Genomic DNA, 16,059 nt, shown 5'->3' on the forward strand with positions numbered 1-16,059 from the left:
CTTCTCCCCTTGCAGGAGAAGGATCAGTGGGGGTAGCCGCCGACTTCCTTCTCGTCGTCGATGACCCGGCCGGTTCCGGTCTTCACCTGGCGGAGGATGCGCAGGTCGATGGCGTCGCGATCCCAGGGCCTGGCGCCGGCCGTGGCCAGGATCGTCGCTTCGACCCTGTCGGCCGGCAGGGGCTTGAAGGCCTTAGGCCACAGCGGCGCCCGCGCCAGCCGGCGGACCGTCGGCAAAGGCGTCGTCGGCAGCACCCGCAGCTCCGGCATCGGGCGGCCGTCGGCGTAAGACGCCCGGTTGTCGCGGGCGTAGAGGTCGAGGTCGCCCTGGCCTTCGACGATCAGGAACGGCAGGTCGGGCCGGGTCGAGGCGCCGCCCTTGACGACGTTGCCGACCAGGGCCAGCTGGCCGACCTGCCAGGCGCGGCCCTCCCACTCCGGCGCGTTGAGGGCGTAGTGCATGGCCCGCGTGCCCGGGTCGTAGACCAGGTTGTTGGCCGAGACGGCGTGGACCGCGCCCTTGAACAGCTGATTGCGCTCCAGATTGTGGGCGTAAAGGTTGCCGACGATCAGCACCTCGGTCGCGTTGTCGTGGATCAGGGTGCCCTTGGAATGCTCACCCTTCACGTGGCTGGCGTGGGACAGGCCCTCGGCGACGATGTTGTTGCTGAAGGTGATACGGCGGGAGGTCCCGTTCCGCCAGGCCTGCACCGTGTCGCCGCCGTCGAAGCGCGGGCCGGAGGCCGAGAGGTTCTCGTCGGTGGCCCAGGCGATCGAGCAGTGGTCGACGACCACGTCATGGGCCTTCCAGCAGGTGATGCCGTCGACCTCCCAGCCGCTGCGGTCGGGGGCGCCGTCGCGGCCGGCGCGGACCCGCAGGTGGCGCAGAACGACGTCATGGCTCTGCACCTCGATCCCGCCGCGGATGAAGGTGATCCCCGGCGACGGCGCGGTCTCGCCGGCGACGGTGAGGAAGGGCTCACGGATACGGATGCTCTTGCGGGCGAGGTCGATCACCCCGGCGACGTCGAACACCACCTTGCGCGGGCCGGACGCCTCGACGGCGGCGCGGAACGAGCCGGGGCCGTCGGAGGCCAGGGTGGTGACGCGGATGACCCGGCCGCCCTCCCCGCCCCGGGCGCTGGCCCAGCCGGCGGACGCAAGGTCGGGCGCCTTGGCGTGGGCGGCGGCGGGCAGCAGCAGTCCGGCGCCCGCTGCGGCCAGCAGGGTCCGGCGGTCGATCGATGTCAGGTCGCGCATGGTCATCGCCCCATTCCCCCCGAACTGAAAAAGAAGCGGCGGAGGACCGCAAGGGTCCTCCGCCCAAGCCGCCTTCGAGCCCTGGGGGGACAGCCGAAGGGGACGGCCGCCGCGCGGAGGGGCGCGGACGGCCAGTGGTTCAGGCGCCGCTAGTACTTGTAGCGAACGCCGATCCGGTAGTTGGGGCCGCTGCCGCCGTAGGAGAGGATCACCGGGTCAGTGAAGGTGAAGCGCTCGGACTTCTCGTCGGTGATGTTCAGCGCCTCGAAGGTGATGGCGACCTGCTTGAGCGGCTGGTAGCGCATCGAGAAGTCGACGTTCATCGTCGATTTCGCCCCGTCGAACTCGTTGATCAGCGGGCCGTCGCAAGCCGAGCCGTTGGCCTGCAGGCCCGGGTCGCAGTTGCCGGCCCCGACCGGGTACTTGGTGTAGTACTCGTCGCGCTGGGCCATCGAGACGCGGGCGTTGAACTTCTTGGTCTCGTAATAGACCGTGAAGTTGACCCCCTTGGGCGAAGCGCCGAGCCAGGGGCCGGTGCCGTAGACCGGCGCCTTGGTCACCGCGCCGGTGGTGGCGTTCACCGCGCCTGGATCCAGGATGTACTTCAGCTCGGTGTCGAGCTTGGTGACGTTGAACTGGACGCCGAGGTTCTTGAAGTACCAGGGCAGGAAGGTGAAATCCTGCTGGTAGCTGAACTCGAAGCCCTGCAGCACCCCGCCCGGTGCGTCGCGGACCTGGCGGGCCAGCATCACATTGTCGGCGTCGATATAGGCGCGGCGGAAGACGTCACCGCCGGTCTCGCCGGGGAACTGAGCCCGCAGTTGGGCGATGGCGTCGGCGTCGAGGAAGGCCGACAGCGGGGCCTCGTAGAAGACGGTCTGCGGGTAGGAGTCGATGTCCTTGCGGAAGTAGCCCAGGCTGATCAGGCCGCCCTTGGCGAAGTACCATTCGGCCGCCACGTCGAACGCCTTGCCGCGGAACGGCGAGAGCTTGGGATTGCCGACGGTGAGCGTGCCGCCGGTGACCGAGCCGTCGCCCGGGATGCTGACCCCGGTGATGGCCGGCGACAGGTTGCCCAGCAGCGGACGGGCCATGACCTTGGCGGCGGCGAAGCGGATATAGAGGTTGTCCCAGGCCTCCCAGGTCAGGTTCCCGGACGGCAGGGTGTCGCTGTACTTGTTCTCGCCGGTGATGCGGCGGCCGGCCGTGGTCTCGCCGGCGGACTCGACCTCGGTTTCCGCCTGGCGCACGCCGATGTTGCCGAACAGGCGCCGGCCGCCCCAGACCTCGTAGTTGAAGCCGAACTGGGCGTAGTAGGCGAGGTTCTTCTCGGCCACCTCGAACGAGGCCGAGCGGTTGCGCTTCCGGGTGATGCGGAAGTCGCCGTACTTGTTGATGCAGTTGCAGGTGAAGCCGAAGACCTTGTCGAAGGCTTCCAGGCTGGGGGCGAAGAAGCGGGTCGTCGAGCCGGCCGGCACGTCGAGGCCCTGGCCGAATTCGATCACCTGGCCCAGCGAGGCGACGCTGACGCCGGCTTCCTTTTCGGTGGGGTTCAGGAGGTCGTTGTTGCGCTCGTACTGGTCGGTCGAGAACTCGTACTTGCGGCCGGTGACGCCGAACTTCAGGGTCCAGTGCTCATCGACCTCGTAGGTCACGTCGCCCTTGATCCCATTGTAGGTGTTCAGGGTGTTGCGCGTGTAGTTGCGCATCCCTGAGAAGCCCTTGACGATGCCCCACTTGGTGGGGTCGGCGGCGTCGAAGCCTACGTCAAAGCGCGGCATGCCCTTGGCGCCCCGCTCGTCGAAGATGAAGGCCTCCTGGGCGTCCATGTAGTTGAACTCGACCAGGGTGCCCTGGTTCTTGTTCTCCGAGCGCGAGGCGCCGTAGGCGACCACGGCCTTGAGTTTGTCGCTGAACTCGTGGGTCAGCTCGGCCGAGACCTGGCGGAAGTCGGTGGTGTAGGCGCCGCGGTCGGCGCCCGAGCGCCAGTCGACGTTTCCGAGTTTCAGATATTCGGCGTTCTGGCCGACCACCTCGGCGTCGAGCAGCTTGACCGACGGGCGGCCGATCAGGTCGCCCCGGAACGGCAGGGACGTGGCCGAGCCGGCGTAACCGGGCGAGGACGGGTTGGTGTAGTACTCGTAGGGATCCAGGTTGTAAGGGTTGTAGCTGTAGGCGTAGCCGCTGACCGGGGTCGAACCGTAGAGCTGCTGGCCGCAGTCCTGGCCGGGGTTGAGGTCGGTCTCGGCCGTGAAGGTGCAGCCGCCGGGATAGAGGGCGCGGCGCTGGGCGTCGGTCATGGCGCTGCCGGCGCGGGCCGTGGCGGTCGGGGTGTTGGCCCCGTACTGGTAGCTGGCGTTGGTGTTGTTGCGGTTCAGCCCGACCGGCGAGAGCTGGTAGTTGGTGCTAACGCTCTCGAACCGCGAATAAAGGCCGTCGACCGACAGCTTGGTGCGCGGGCCGATCTCGAACTGGAACGAGCCGGTCAGGCCCAGGCGCTCGGTCTCGACGTCGCGCTGGGCGATCGAGGGCAAAGCCGGAAAGCGGATCAGACTGTCGTTGCAGCCCGGCGAGACCGGGGTCAGGGTCGCCACCGACTGGGCCGCGGCGGCGGCGCAGTTGGGATAGAGCTTGGCGTAGGCGGCAGGGTCCGAGCCGGTCAGTTCCGCATAGGCGGCCGGATTGGCGATCGGATTGTAGTAGTTGGCCGGATTGGCCTTGTAGGCGTCGAGCGCGGCCCCAGTCAGGGTGGTCGGGATCAGGGCGGTGAACACCGTGCCGGTGGGCGCGGCGAAGCCGGCGCGGCCGGGCAGTTCGTCGCCGGTCCAGGTCGAGCCGCGATAGGTGTAGTCGGCCGAACCGCCGCCCCGGGCGTAGGTGTCGTCCTCCGAGGTGCGCTTGGCGTAGGCGGCCGACAGCAGCAGACCCATACGGCCGTCGAACCAGCGGTTGGACACCAGGCCCGTGATGCGCGGGCTGTGCTTCTTGCCGTTCTCGTAATAGCTGTCCTCGGCCGACAGGGCGAAGGCGCTCTTCTTGTAGTCGAAGGGCCGGCCGGTGATCAGGTCGACCGTGGCGCCCAGCGAGCCTTCGTCGGCCTCGGCCGAGGAGGACTTGCGCACCCGCACCGAGCTGAACAGCTCCGAGGCGAAGGCGTTGAAGTCGAAGGCGCGCGAGCGGTTGGGGCTGGCGCCGGAGTCGTTGGCCGCGCCGGTCGACAGGGCCTCCATGTTGTTGATCCGTACACGGCTGAAGTCGCCCGACAGGCCGCGCACGCTGATCGTGCGGCCCTCGCCGTTGTCGCGGTCGATCGAGATGCCCGGCAGGCGCTGGAGGGACTCGGCGAGGTTGGAATCGGGGAAGTCGGCGATGTCCTCGGCGTTGATGGCGTCGAGCATAACGTCGGAGTTCTTCTTGGTGTCGATGGCGCTTCGCAGCGCGGCGCGATAGCCGGTGACGACCACCTCGCTGACGGCGTTGTCGGTGATCGGCTGGTCGGCTGCCGGCTTCGCCGGCGCCTGGGCCATGGCGAACGCGGGGCTCAGCAGCACAGCCAGCGAAGCGCCGGCCAACAGCCGCGCCCGCGGCGCAGCCTTGTTCTGAATAGTCATTTCCCTTTTCCCTCCCATTATGGATCGCGCCCTTGGACGCGTCGGATTTGGCGCAAGCGCTCCCGTGCGCCGCGCCAGGGGCGCGGCGGCGGGAAGGCCGTTGCTGATCTCTTGGTGTGGTCTCGGACGGCCGGCGGACCGGCCGTCAGGTCAGGCTCTACGCACTAGACATCGTCGCTCACCCTCCTGGGCTCGTGATCGGATCGGCGGCCAGCCAGTCCAGGGCGTTGCTCAGCCAGCGGGCCTGGAGCGGCGGGGCCATGTCGGGAAGCCGGTGGACCAGCGCGCGCATCACTCCCTTGCGGGCGATCAGGCTGGCCGCGCCATTGCGGCGGTCGTGGTCGCGGCTGTAGGCGGCGATGACCTCGACGCCCTCCCCGTCCACGATCAGGCCATTCGAGGGCTGGCCCTCGACCTGGTGCAGCACGCTCATGGCGCGATCGGCGGGGATCCCGGCGAAGGTCGGGTGGGACCGGACGTAGTTCCAGTTGCCCATCCAAGGCGCGCGCAGGCCGCCGACCTGGCCGCCGTAGGTGAAGAGGCCAAGGCTCGCGAGCTGCCGCGCGACGCCTTCGGCCAGGCCGTCTTCCTGCACCACGGCCAGCAGCGGAGTTCCGGCGGCGACGGCGGCCAGCACGTCGGCGGGCAGTTCGCCGAGCACCAGTTCGACCTTCTCGCCCTTCTTGGGCTGGGCCTCGAGGCCGGTCTGCTCGCCGACCTGACGGCGGACGATCTCGTCGGCCTTCAGGCCCGAGGCGACGATCCCGTCGTAGCGGACGCCGGGCTTGAAGTCCTCGACCGCGACGCCGGGCTGCTTCTCCAGTTGGACGCGCAGGCTCTTGGCGACGCCTGAGACGGCGAGCTTCAGCTTACGGCGCGGCGCGCCGTGCGGTGCGGCGAACCAGATCTCGCGGTCGGAAACCACCTCGCCCGAACCCGCCAGCACCAGACGGATCACGTGCCGCCCTTCCCGCTCGAAGGCCGGGGTGCGGACGCTTTCGGCGACCAGCCAGGACAAGCGGTCAGGTTCGTGGGCTGGGGCAGGCCAGCGTCCCGCCGCCCGTTCGGCGCCGTCAGGACCGATCACGCTCAACACCAACTCGCCGCTCACCGGCCTGCCGGTGTCGTTGAACAGCCAGAGGTCCAGCTCTGCCGCCTCGCCCGGCGCATAGGCCAGCTTTCGGGGCTTGGCGACGGCCAGGGCCGGCCGCAGGCTCTGGCTCATCAGGGCCGGATCGGCCTTGAAGCCGCGCAGCACGTCGACGATGCCCGAATGGTTCTCGATCGCCGTGCTTTCCCAGCCGGAGATGGCGGCGACGTCGACCGTCTCGCCCAGGCGGATGTTCTCCAGGTAGTTGCGCCAGGCCTCGTAGGCCTTGGCGCCGACCGACAGGAACAGAGCCTCGGTCGTGGGGAAGGCCTTGCGGAAACTCCAGCGGTCGAGGAAGGCGCTGGTCGCCCCGACGATCGCCTTGTGGTCTTCGAGGTCGTAGCTCTTGCCGCCTTTGGCCAGGATCTCCGCGACCATGGCCACGTGGTTGTCGGCGACGGCGCAGCCCTGCATCTCGCCGAACTCGACGATGAACGGCTTGCCGGTCTGGCGGTGGATGTAGTCGTCCTTGGACGCGTAGAAGCGGTCGTACCACTGGTCGCCGGCGCCCTGGTGCTCCACCCACCAGCCGCCCCATTCCTCGACGTCCGAGCGGTAGTAGTGGTCGTCGTAAGGCAGGTACATGGCCTGGGCCGCGCCGCGCTTGACGAAGCCGTCGTTGAGGATGACCGCGCGGCTGGGGTCGAGGTCGTGCATGGCTTTCAGCACGTGCTGCACGTCGGGATTGGCGAGGTTGGCGCCGATCTCGTTCTGAAGAGTGTAGTGGGCCAGCGACGGGTGCGAGCGGAAGGCGCGCACCATGGCCTGGCACTTTTCGACCATGAACTGGCGGCTGAAGGCGTCGGCGGGGGGCAGGGTCTCGCCGGGCTTGAGGTCGCGGCCGATGGCGTGGCGGCCGCCGCCGGGCTCCATCACCCGCAGCAGGCCCATCTCGTCCATGGCCTGGAAGACCTCGGGCTTGCCGACGTTGCGGTGGAAATGCAGCGCGTTGAGGCCCAGCGTCCGGGCGGAGGTCACCTCGCGACGGGCGAGGTCCTTGGTCGGCCACAGGCCGTTGAAGCCCCAATAGCCCCAGGAGATCGCCGAATAGAGCCGGATGCGGCGACCGTTCAGCCGCAGCAGGGCGTTGGTCCCCACGCCCTCGACGCCGAACCAGCGGAAGCCGAAGCGGACCTCGCGGGTGTCGATGTCACGCCTGGTCTCGGCCCAGGACAGACGCAGACGATGCAGGCGCGGCGTGTCGAGGTCCCAGAGATCGGCCTTGGGCGCGGTCACCGAGAAGCGGACGCGCAGGCGGCGGCCGCCTTCGAGGACTTCGATGTCTTCCAGCTTGATATCGGCGGCGACGGGCACGCCCTTGTCGTCGACGAGGGTCGCCGAGGCCTTGGCGCGCAAGGCCTGCGGGCTCGCGACGGGCTTTTCCAGCACCACGTCCATGAAGGCCGTGACGGTGCGCGGCTGCGGCGTGTTCAGCACCCAGGCGTCGTCGATGCGCGCCGTCAGCGGATGGACGCTCAGCGTCAGGCCGCGATCGAGACCGCCGAAGCCGTGGGAGGCGAACAGCTTCACCTTCCCCCAGGCCATGGTGGTGCTGTCGCGCCAGTCGAAGCGGCCGCCGGGATTGGTGATGCGGATGGAGAGGCGATTGGCCTGTCCCGGCTGCATCGCCGTCGTCAGGTCGCAGGCGAAGGGCAGCTCCGACATGATCGAATAGCCGACCAGCCGCTCGTTCAGGAACACCTCGGCCCGCAGCCGCGCGCCGCGTAGGTTCAGCAAGACGCGCTTGCCCTTGGCGGAGGCGGGGACGTCGATCGACCGCGACCACCAGGACACGCCCTTGTAGGCGCCGTAGCGGGGCACGTCGTCGTCCTCAGCGTAGCGGTACTCGTCGGCGCCGTAGGGACGCGAGGCGAACCTGCCCCAGAAGTGCTCCTCGACCGTGGTCGGCAGGCTGACGGTGATGGCGTCCGCCGCCTTCAGCGCGGTCCAGCCGCCGGTCGGCGGATTGATGGGCAGGGTCGGCAGATCAACGGCGCTGGGCAGGTGCAGCACGTCGTCCTTCCACGGCGCGGCCTGGTCGATCCACAGGCTCCAGCCCTCGTCGGGCACGGCCAGGAGGTCGGCGGCCGAGGCGGGCGCGGCCATCCCCGTCGCGGCGAGACCCGCGCCGCCGGCGGCCAGGAAGGAACGGCGATCGAGCTTCACGGCAGCACCTTGCGGCCGGAGACGTCGAGACGGGCTGCGACACCGGCGGGCTTGGCGAGACCCGGACGCGAGACGGGCTGACCGCCGCCGATCCAGAGGTCGACGGGGCCGACCTCGACCGAACGCACGCCCGCCGCATCGACGACGCTGAGGGCCGAGCGATCGAGATCGAAGGTCAGGGTCTTGGTCTCACCGGCCTTCAGCGCCACGCGCTGGAAGCCCTTCAGCGACCGGACCGGCGCGCCGGCGCCGCCCCGCGAAACATAGAGCTGGGCCACCTCGTCGCCGTCTCGCTGGCCGGCGTTAGTGACGTCCACCGAGACCTTGAGCCCCTCGCCGGCCTTGACGCTCCTGGCCAGTTTCGGCTGGCCGTACTTGAAGGTCGTGAAGCTCAGGCCATGGCCGAACGGATAGAGCGCCTCGCCGCCGAAATAGCGGTAGGTGCGGCCGGCCATGCCGTAGTCCTTGAACGGCGGGAGCTGGTCGGCCGAGCGGTAGAAGGTCAGCGGCAGGCGGCCGGACGGGTTGAAGTCGCCAGCGATCAGGCCGGCCACCGCATGGCCACCCTCGCCGCCCGGATACCAGGCCTCGACGATAGCCGGCAGCTTCTCGTCCGCCCAGTTCACGGCCATGGCCGAGCCGTTCATCAGCACCAGCACCACCGGCTTGCCGCTGACCTGCAGGCCTTCCAGCAGCGCCTCCTGCGGCGCGGGCAGGTCGATGCGGGTACGGTCGCCGCCGGCGAAGCCCGGGGCGCGAACCGACATCTCCTCGCCCTCTAGCTTGGCGGTCAGGCCGCCGACGAACAGCACGAGGTCGGCGTCCCTGGCCGCGGCGATCGCGGCTTCGGCGCCCTGGCTGGGACGGCTCCAGGTCAGGCGCTGGTCGCCGCGGTCGCCGTCCTGCCAGGCCTCGACGGTGATGGCGTGAGCCTGGCCGGCGGTCAGGGCGACGGCGCCCTCCGGCGTGGCGTCGGCCGGACGCTTCCAGGCGTCGACCACGACCTTGCCGTCGACGATCACCCGATAGCCGCCCTCGCCGCGCAGGGTGAAGCGGTGGACGCCGGTCTCGGTCGGCTTGAGATAGCCGCTCCAACGCGTTGACGTCTGGCGCCTTTCCCGCTGCGGCCGCCCCCAGGCGAGCTGGACGTTGGCGGCGGCGTCGATCTTGGCGGCGCCGGCTAGCTCCAGGCCCTGGAAGGTCTCGACCTTGACGCCCTTGGCCACGCAGGCGGCGTCGGCGCAGAGGACGTCATTGGGCAGGGTCGCCATCGGCGCGCCGACCAGGCCCGTGCCCTCGACATAGGTGACCTGGGCGTCCGGATAGCGGGCGCGGATGCCGGCCAGCACGGTCACGGGCTTGGAGGGCGTGCCGTTGTAGTTGCCGACCAGGGCGTCGAGGCTGTCGGCGTTGGGGCCGATAATGGCGATGCGCTTGGGCGCGGCCTTCAGCGGCAGCAGGCCGTCGTTCTTGAGCAGCACCATCGAGGCCTGGGCCGTCTTCAGCGACAGGGCGCGGTTGGCCGGGGTGTCGTTGTCGGCCCGGGTGATCGCGGCGTAGGGGCCGCTGGCCGGAGGGTCGAAGAGGCCCAGCTTGATGCGGGCCACGAACAGGCGGCGGACGGCCTGGTCGAGCTCGGCCTCGCTCATCAGCCCGGTCTTCACCGCCTCGACGATCGGGCCGATCTCGGCGCTCTTGTCGGCCCCGAACTCGGCGCAGATCAGGTCGGTCCCGGCCTTGACGCTGACGGCCACGGCCTGGGCCGGCGTCTTCACGTAGCTGTGCGAGGTCGGCAGGAAGACGTCGGCGATGGCGGCGCAGTCGGAGACGACGTGACCCTTGAAGCCCCACTTGCCGCGCAGGGTGTCCTTCAGCAGGACGTCGCTGGCGCAGGCGGGCACGCCGTCGACGGCGTTGTAGGCGCACATCACGGCCTCGACCTTGCCCTGCTTCACCAGGGCCTCGAAGGCCGGCAGGTAGGTGTCGGCGAGGTCGTGTCTAGAAGGGTGGATATCGTCGTGGTGGCGGTCGGCCTCGGGACCGCTGTGCACGGCGAAGTGCTTGGCGGTGGCGGCGGTCTTGTAGTGGGCCGGGTCGGGGCCTTGCAGCCCCTCGACGAAGGCCACGCCGAAGGCGGCGGTCAGGTGCGGGTCCTCGCCCCAGGTCTCCTGACCCCGGCCCCAGCGCGGATCGCGGAAGATGTTGATGTTGGGCGACCAGACGGTCAGGCCGCGATACTGGGCGACCGCGCCGTCGGGGCCGCGCTTGTCGAGATACTTGGCGCGGAACTCGGTGGCGATGGTGTCGGCCACGTCGTGGATCAGGGGGACGTCCCAGGTGGCGGCCATGCCGATGGCCTGCGGGAAGACCGTGGCCTCGCCGGCCCGCGCGACGCCGTGCAGGCCCTCGCTCCACCAGTTGTAGGCGGGAACGCCCAGGCGCGGGATGGCCGGAGCAGCATGCTTCAGCTGGCCGGCCTTCTCCTCCAGGGTCATGCGCGAGACGAGGTCGGTGGCGCGGATTTCGGGCGAGAGGCTCACGTCATGGAAGGCGTCGGCGGCGAACGCGGCGGCGGGCGCCGTAGCCAGCGCCAGGGTGAGCATGGAGACGAGGCCGAAGCGACGGCCGGGAACGGAAACACGCATCAAACATCGCCTCGGGAAGAATTCAGGTCGCGCAGCAGCTTGCGGTCGGGACGCCAGACGACGGCGCGTTCTCCGCCCAGGTCGGCGCGGGCGCCACTGGAGGGATTGACCAGGCCGTAGCGGCGCTTGTCACGGATTTCGAAACGGCCAAGACCCGGCAGTTCGACGGCCTTGCCCTCGAGCAGGGCCTGGCGGATCTGGCGGCACAGCGAGCGGGTCAGCATGTCGCCGACATCTGTCTGGAAGGCGCGGCCGATGTCGAAGACGGGCTCCTCGGCGGGCCGGGCTTCGGCCTCGGCGCGGCCGTCCGGCGACGCTTGCGAGTCGCGTGCAGAGCTGTTCATGGCGCCGCCTCCCCTTCCCAATCGCGGCCTTTGTCGGCCGTCTCGCCCGGATAGCCACCGGTGTCATGATTGAAATAAGCATGTCGCAATCACGACGAAAAGCGAAAAAGGTACCGGTAACTTAAATAATTGCAGGAAATTTCAGCAAGTTTTCACCTGACCACGAACGACGTTTCCGCCTTGCCGATCCGCACAAGAAAATCGCGGCAGGTGCATATTTTTTGCCGCGCATTGATCCTGCGGACATTCGCCAGCATCGTCCGCCCACCGGCCAGAACCGGGTGATTGGGGAGGCCCCGTGTCGAGGGCGGAGCGGCCAGAGGCTCGCGACAAATCCGAGCTGTGGGGGGCCGAGCTGTGGAAAGACCGGTCGGCCTATCGCCACGCCTACGCCCAGGACTGGAGCGACCTGTGCGCCTTCCTGCGCGCGCGCTTCGGCGGCGGCCCGCCCGATCCCGAAGATGTTGCGCAGCAGGCCTTCCTGAAGCTGGGCGAGCGGCCGTCGGACCGGGCGCTGGAAAGCCCCCGGGCCTTCGTGTTCCGCGTCGCCATCAACCTGGCCCTCGACGGCCGGCGCAGCCGCCAGCGGACGGCCCGGCTGCTGGACGTCTCGGCCCCGGCCCTGGAGCCGGACGAACCGCCGGACGTCGAACGGGCACTGATCGCCCGAGACGACCTGAAGCTGCTGGAAAAGGTGGTGGCCGGCCTGCCCGAGCGCCATCGCCGCTATCTGGCCGCCAACCGCATCGAGGGGCTGAGCTTCGCCGAGATCGGTCGCCGCGAGGGGGTCTCCGAGGCCCTGGTGCGCAAGACCATCGACGAAGCCGCCGCCGTCTGCCAGCGCGCCCTGGCGCGCGGCGTCATCGACTATAGAGGCCTGTCCCGTGAACGCAGCCGTCGATCCTGACTCGCCGATCGGGCGGGAGGCCCGGGCCTGGGCCCTGGCGGTGCTGGGCGAGCCGTTCCCGCCCGAGCGCTCGGCCCAGCTGCGCGCCTGGCTGGACGCCGATCCCGCGCATGTCCGCGCCTATGAGGAAGCTGAGGCGCTGCTGCTGGCGCTGGGCCAGGTGCAGGCGCTGGGCCAGGTGCAGGCGCTGAAGAGGCCCTCCCCTCGCCGCGTTATGGTCGGCTGGATCGCCGCCGGCGCGGCCCTGGCGGCCTGCCTGGTCACGGCTCTGGTGCTGGCGCCGCCGCCCGCGCCGTTCGAGGCCGGGACCGTCGTCCGGCAGGTGGCGCTTAAGGACGGCAGCACGGCAGTGCTCGCGCCGGGCGCGCGACTGGCCCAGGCCTCGCGCTGGAACGATCGGGGCTATGTGCTGGAACGCGGCGAGGCCTTCTTCGCGGTGCGCAAGGCCGACGGCCGTCGCTTCCAGGTGGCGGTGGGCGGCGCGCAGGTCGAGGTGCTGGGCACCCGCTTCGACACCCGGGCCGGGGCCGGCGGCCAGGTGCGGGTGGCGGTCGAGGAAGGCCGGGTGGCGGTCTACCAGGGTCGCGAGCGCCGCCAGGTCGCGCGGCTGGGGGCCGGCGACTACGTGCAGATCGACGGCGGCCGCGCGCAGACTGGCAAGCTGGCCGCGCCTGCCGAGGCCGCCGTCTGGCGAAGCGGACGCCTGGCCTATGCCGACGCGCCGCTGGGCGACGTGGTCGCCGATCTGGCGGCGCGGGGCCACGCGGTGCGTGCGACGCCGCGTGCGGCCGCCTTGCGGATCACCGCCAGCTTCCAGCTCGACCAGGCCGACCGCTTCGTCGCCAGCCTACCGGAAATCCTGCCGGTCGGCGTGCGGGTCGCGGCCGACGGAAGCCGCACGATCGACGCGACGAAATGAGGATCGCGCCCGCGATCGGCGCGCTGGCGGTCGCGGGGCTGGTCGCCACGCCGGCCCATTCAGCGCCGCCTGAACGGCGCTTCTCCTTCGACCAGCCGGCCCAGTCGCTAGCGACGGCGCTGCTGGCGGTGGCGGCCAAGACCGGCGCGCCGATCGCCGCCCCCGCCACCCTGACCGCCGGCCGGCGCGCGCCGGCACTTTCCGGATCGATGTCGCTGGACCAGGCGATGCGGGCCCTTCTGGCGGGTTCGGACCTCGACTTCACGATCTCGACGGGCGGGGTCGTGGCGCTGAGGCGGCGCAGCGAGGTGGTGGTCACCTCGCCCGTCGCCCCCCGCCCGTCCCCTCCGACGATCGAGACGGAAGAGTTGATCACCGTCTCGGCGATCAGCGTAGTGGCCCGGCCGCTGGCCGAACCGGCGCAGGACGCCGCCCGCGACGCGCCTGGCCAGGTGGACGTGCTGCTGGAGGAACAGCTGCGGAGCGCCGGCGCCCTTGGCCTGGCCGACGCCCTGCGGCAGATCCCCGGCGTGGCGGCCGGACCGGAGGCCGGCGAGGCCCGCCAGATCGCCGTGCGCGGGGTGGGCGGCCGCTTCACCCGGGTGCGCGTCAACGGCATGGAGACCCTGGCGACCTTCGGGGCCAGCAACGCCATCGGCGGCACCAATCGCGGCCGAGCCTTCGACTACAACGTCTTCGCCGCCGACCTCTTCAAGCAGGTCCGCCTGCAGAAGACCGCCTCGGCCGACCTCGACGAGGGCTCGCTGGGCGCGACGGTCGACATGCGCACCCGCTCGCCGCTGGAGTTGCCCAGGCGGCACGCGATGCTGGTGGCCGAGGCCGGCTACCAAACGCTGTCGGATCGCGGCCGGCCTCGGGTGTCGGCGGTGCTGTCGGGGCGCGACGACGCGAGCCGGTTGGGCGTGCTGGTCTCGGCCGCCTATTCCGGACGCTCGACGCTGGAGGCCGGGGCCAGCGCCGGTCAGTGGGAGACGGGAGACGCCGTCGCACCGGGCTTCGGCGCCGCCTTGGCCCCGCTGGACCTGGGCGCCGTCAACGCCGCCCTGCACGCCCGCATCCCGCGCCTGGAACTGGTCGAGATCGACCAGCAGCGCCTGGGCCTGACCGGCTCGCTGGAGTGGCGGCCCAGCGATGCGACACGCATCGCGCTGGACGTGATCTACGCCGAGCTGCGCTCGAACCGGCGCGAGAACCTGCTGGAGAGCTTCACCTTCCGCACCCCGGGGGTCTGCGGCGCGCCGGCCGATCCGCGCTGCGGGCTGAACGCGGTGACGGTGACGAGCGCCGACATCGTCATGTACGGCGGCCGCAAGCCGGTGCTGATCGCCGGCCGCTTCGACGGGGTGGACGTGCGCTCCGAGGCTCGGCGGGACGAGCTGAGCACCGTCTTCCGCCAGACCACGCTGGCGGCCAGCCATCGCTTCCGGGAGGGCGTCGAGGGTCGGGTGCTGCTGGGCTTCAGCCGCTCGGACTTCAGCAATCCGGTGCAGCAGACGCTCTATCTGGAGCAGTTCGACGTCGATGGCTTCGCCTACGACTTCTCCGACGGCGACCGGCCGGCCCTGAGCTTCGGCGACGCGGCTCTCACCACGCCCGGCGCTTGGACCGCCAGCGAGTTCCGCTCCGATCCCAACTGGGTGGACAACAGCTACCGGTCGCTGGCGATGGACCTGGAGGACCGCACGGGCCCGATCGACTGGCGCGTGGGCGTGCTGGCCAAGACCTATCGCACCGTCGGGGCGGCGCGGATGCGCTCGGACGGCGGCATCGGCAACGTCAACAGCGTGCTGCCCGGCGGCCTTTCGGGCTTGTCGGTGGCCGACTATGCGCGGCTGGTCGGCCAAGGCGTGGACTTCGGCGTTACGGGCGCCCCCAGCCAATGGCTGGCCTTCGACGTGGCGCGGGCGCTGGCGGCCGCCTGCCCCGACGCGGCCTGCTACCAGACCGGCCCCGGCCCGGTGGCGGCGCTGAACTACGCGGTGACCGAGCGGGCCGACGCGCTCTACCTGCAACTGGCCGTGCCGCGCGACGCGGGCCGAAGGGTCTGGGGCGAGGCCGGGGTGCGGGCGGTGCGCACCGGCATCGAGGCCGGCGGCCTGGACGTGGCGCCCGACGCCGGCCTGCGCTGGACAACGGCGTCGAACGCCTACTGGTCGGCCTTGCCGTCGATGAACCTGGCCTGGAGCGCCGCGCCGGACGTCGTGGTGCGGTTCGGCGCGGCGCGGGTCATGGTGCGGCCCGACCTGATCAGCCTGCGGCCCGGCGTGGGGCTGTCGACCACCGGGGCCAAGACCGCCTCGTCGGGCAATCCGAACCTGCGGCCGACGCGGGCCGACGCCTTCGACCTGTCGGTGGACTGGCGGCCCAGGCCCGGCCTGGAGGTCAAGGCGGCGGTCTATCGGAAGAACATCGCCACCACCGTGCAGTCGACGACGACCCGGCCCGCGCCGTTCGCCGCCAATCCGTTCGGCCTTCCCGACAGCGTGGCGGCGGCGGCCTGCGGGGCGGCGCTGGACTGCTCGCCGAGCTTGCCGATCTGGCAGTTCTCGCGGCCGATCAACACCGGACCCGGGCGCCTGACCGGGGCAGAGGCCTCGTTCCGCGCCGCTCTCGCCGAGCATTGGACGCTGCAGGGCGCGGGCGCCTACACCCGCACGATGGTGCGGCTGCTCGACCAGACCGGCGCCTGGGTGGACATGCAGGACGCCCTGGGCGCGCCGCGCCTGGCGGCCAACCTGGCGCTGGCCTACCAGCGGCCCGGCCTGGAGGCGCGGGTCGCGCTCAGCCATCGCGGCCGCTACATCGCCACCATCCCCGCCCCGAACGGCGGCGACGTGGACGGGGTGGATCCGCTGACCACGCTGGACGCCGCTGCGCGGCTGGAACTGTCGTCGAGCCTGACCCTGACGGCGGAAGCCTCCAACCTGGCCGGCGCGCCGCAGCGGCAGTTCAGCGACCGCACGCTGATCCCGACCTATCGCCACGATACGGGGCGGGAGCTGCGGGTGGGGTTGCGGTGGCGGATGTGAGGGGCGCC

At 70.6% G+C, this 16,059-nt stretch carries 8 protein-coding genes; 3 read left to right on the top strand and 5 right to left on the bottom strand.

Annotated elements, in window-relative coordinates:
• Positions 1 to 23: 23 nt before the first annotated feature.
• The 5 genes from AC2YHT_RS18965 to AC2YHT_RS18985 all read right to left on the bottom strand — a co-directional run bounded on the left by AC2YHT_RS18965 (position 24) and on the right by AC2YHT_RS18985 (position 11,175).
• Entirely contained in the window at positions 24 to 1,259 is a 1,236-nt protein-coding gene (locus tag AC2YHT_RS18965) for a pectate lyase family protein (protein WP_487291443.1), read from the bottom strand.
• A gap of 149 nt (positions 1,260 to 1,408) precedes the next feature.
• Positions 1,409 to 4,870: a TonB-dependent receptor domain-containing protein gene (locus AC2YHT_RS18970; protein WP_487291445.1), complete on the bottom strand. Its 3,462-nt coding sequence runs from the start codon at positions 4,868 to 4,870 to the stop codon at positions 1,409 to 1,411.
• 178 nt (positions 4,871 to 5,048) lie between these two features.
• Positions 5,049 to 8,186, bottom strand: a complete 3,138-nt coding sequence (locus AC2YHT_RS18975; protein ID WP_487291446.1) for a glycoside hydrolase family 2 TIM barrel-domain containing protein — start codon at positions 8,184 to 8,186, stop codon at positions 5,049 to 5,051.
• On the bottom strand, positions 8,183 to 10,831 hold the full coding sequence (locus AC2YHT_RS18980; protein WP_487291448.1) for a glycoside hydrolase family 3 protein: 2,649 nt from the start codon (positions 10,829 to 10,831) through the stop codon (positions 8,183 to 8,185). Before AC2YHT_RS18980 ends, AC2YHT_RS18975 begins: the two co-directional genes overlap by 4 nt.
• A complete protein-coding gene (locus AC2YHT_RS18985) occupies positions 10,831 to 11,175 on the bottom strand; it encodes an HU family DNA-binding protein (protein WP_487291450.1) in 345 nt (114 codons plus the stop codon). Before AC2YHT_RS18985 ends, AC2YHT_RS18980 begins: the two co-directional genes overlap by 1 nt.
• 298 nt (positions 11,176 to 11,473) lie before the next feature.
• Between AC2YHT_RS18985 and AC2YHT_RS18990 the strand changes: the two genes are divergently transcribed.
• Genes AC2YHT_RS18990 through AC2YHT_RS19000 form a run of 3 tightly spaced genes read left to right on the top strand, consistent with a single transcriptional unit; the run spans position 11,474 to position 16,051 of the window.
• Positions 11,474 to 12,082 carry an RNA polymerase sigma factor gene (locus AC2YHT_RS18990; protein WP_487291452.1) on the top strand — a complete coding sequence of 203 codons (609 nt, stop codon included), beginning with the start codon at positions 11,474 to 11,476 and terminating at the stop codon, positions 12,080 to 12,082.
• The gene (locus AC2YHT_RS18995; RefSeq protein ID WP_487291454.1) at positions 12,060 to 13,001 is read left to right on the top strand and encodes a FecR family protein; all 942 of its coding nucleotides are present in this window, start codon (positions 12,060 to 12,062) and stop codon (positions 12,999 to 13,001) included. The genes AC2YHT_RS18990 and AC2YHT_RS18995 overlap by 23 nt, the downstream gene beginning before the upstream one ends.
• Positions 12,998 to 16,051: a TonB-dependent receptor gene (locus tag AC2YHT_RS19000; RefSeq protein ID WP_487291455.1), complete on the top strand. Its 3,054-nt coding sequence runs from the start codon at positions 12,998 to 13,000 to the stop codon at positions 16,049 to 16,051. The genes AC2YHT_RS18995 and AC2YHT_RS19000 overlap by 4 nt, the downstream gene beginning before the upstream one ends.
• The last annotated feature ends 8 nt before the right edge of the window (positions 16,052 to 16,059 follow it).

Source organism: Caulobacter sp. SRI_008 (assembly GCF_057586355.1).

Bases quoted from the DNA above. Each gene is read 5' to 3' on its own strand.
- AC2YHT_RS18985 (WP_487291450.1), bottom strand. From the start codon at position 11,175: ATGAACAGCTCTGCACGCGACTCGCAAGCGTCGCCGGACGGCCGCGCC.
- AC2YHT_RS18965 (WP_487291443.1), bottom strand. From the start codon at position 1,259: ATGCGCGACCTGACATCGATCGACCGCCGGACCCTGCTGGCCGCAGCG.
- AC2YHT_RS18980 (WP_487291448.1), bottom strand. From the start codon at position 10,831: ATGCGTGTTTCCGTTCCCGGCCGTCGCTTCGGCCTCGTCTCCATGCTC.
- AC2YHT_RS19000 (WP_487291455.1), top strand. From the start codon at position 12,998: ATGAGGATCGCGCCCGCGATCGGCGCGCTGGCGGTCGCGGGGCTGGTC.
- AC2YHT_RS18970 (WP_487291445.1), bottom strand. From the start codon at position 4,870: ATGACTATTCAGAACAAGGCTGCGCCGCGGGCGCGGCTGTTGGCCGGC.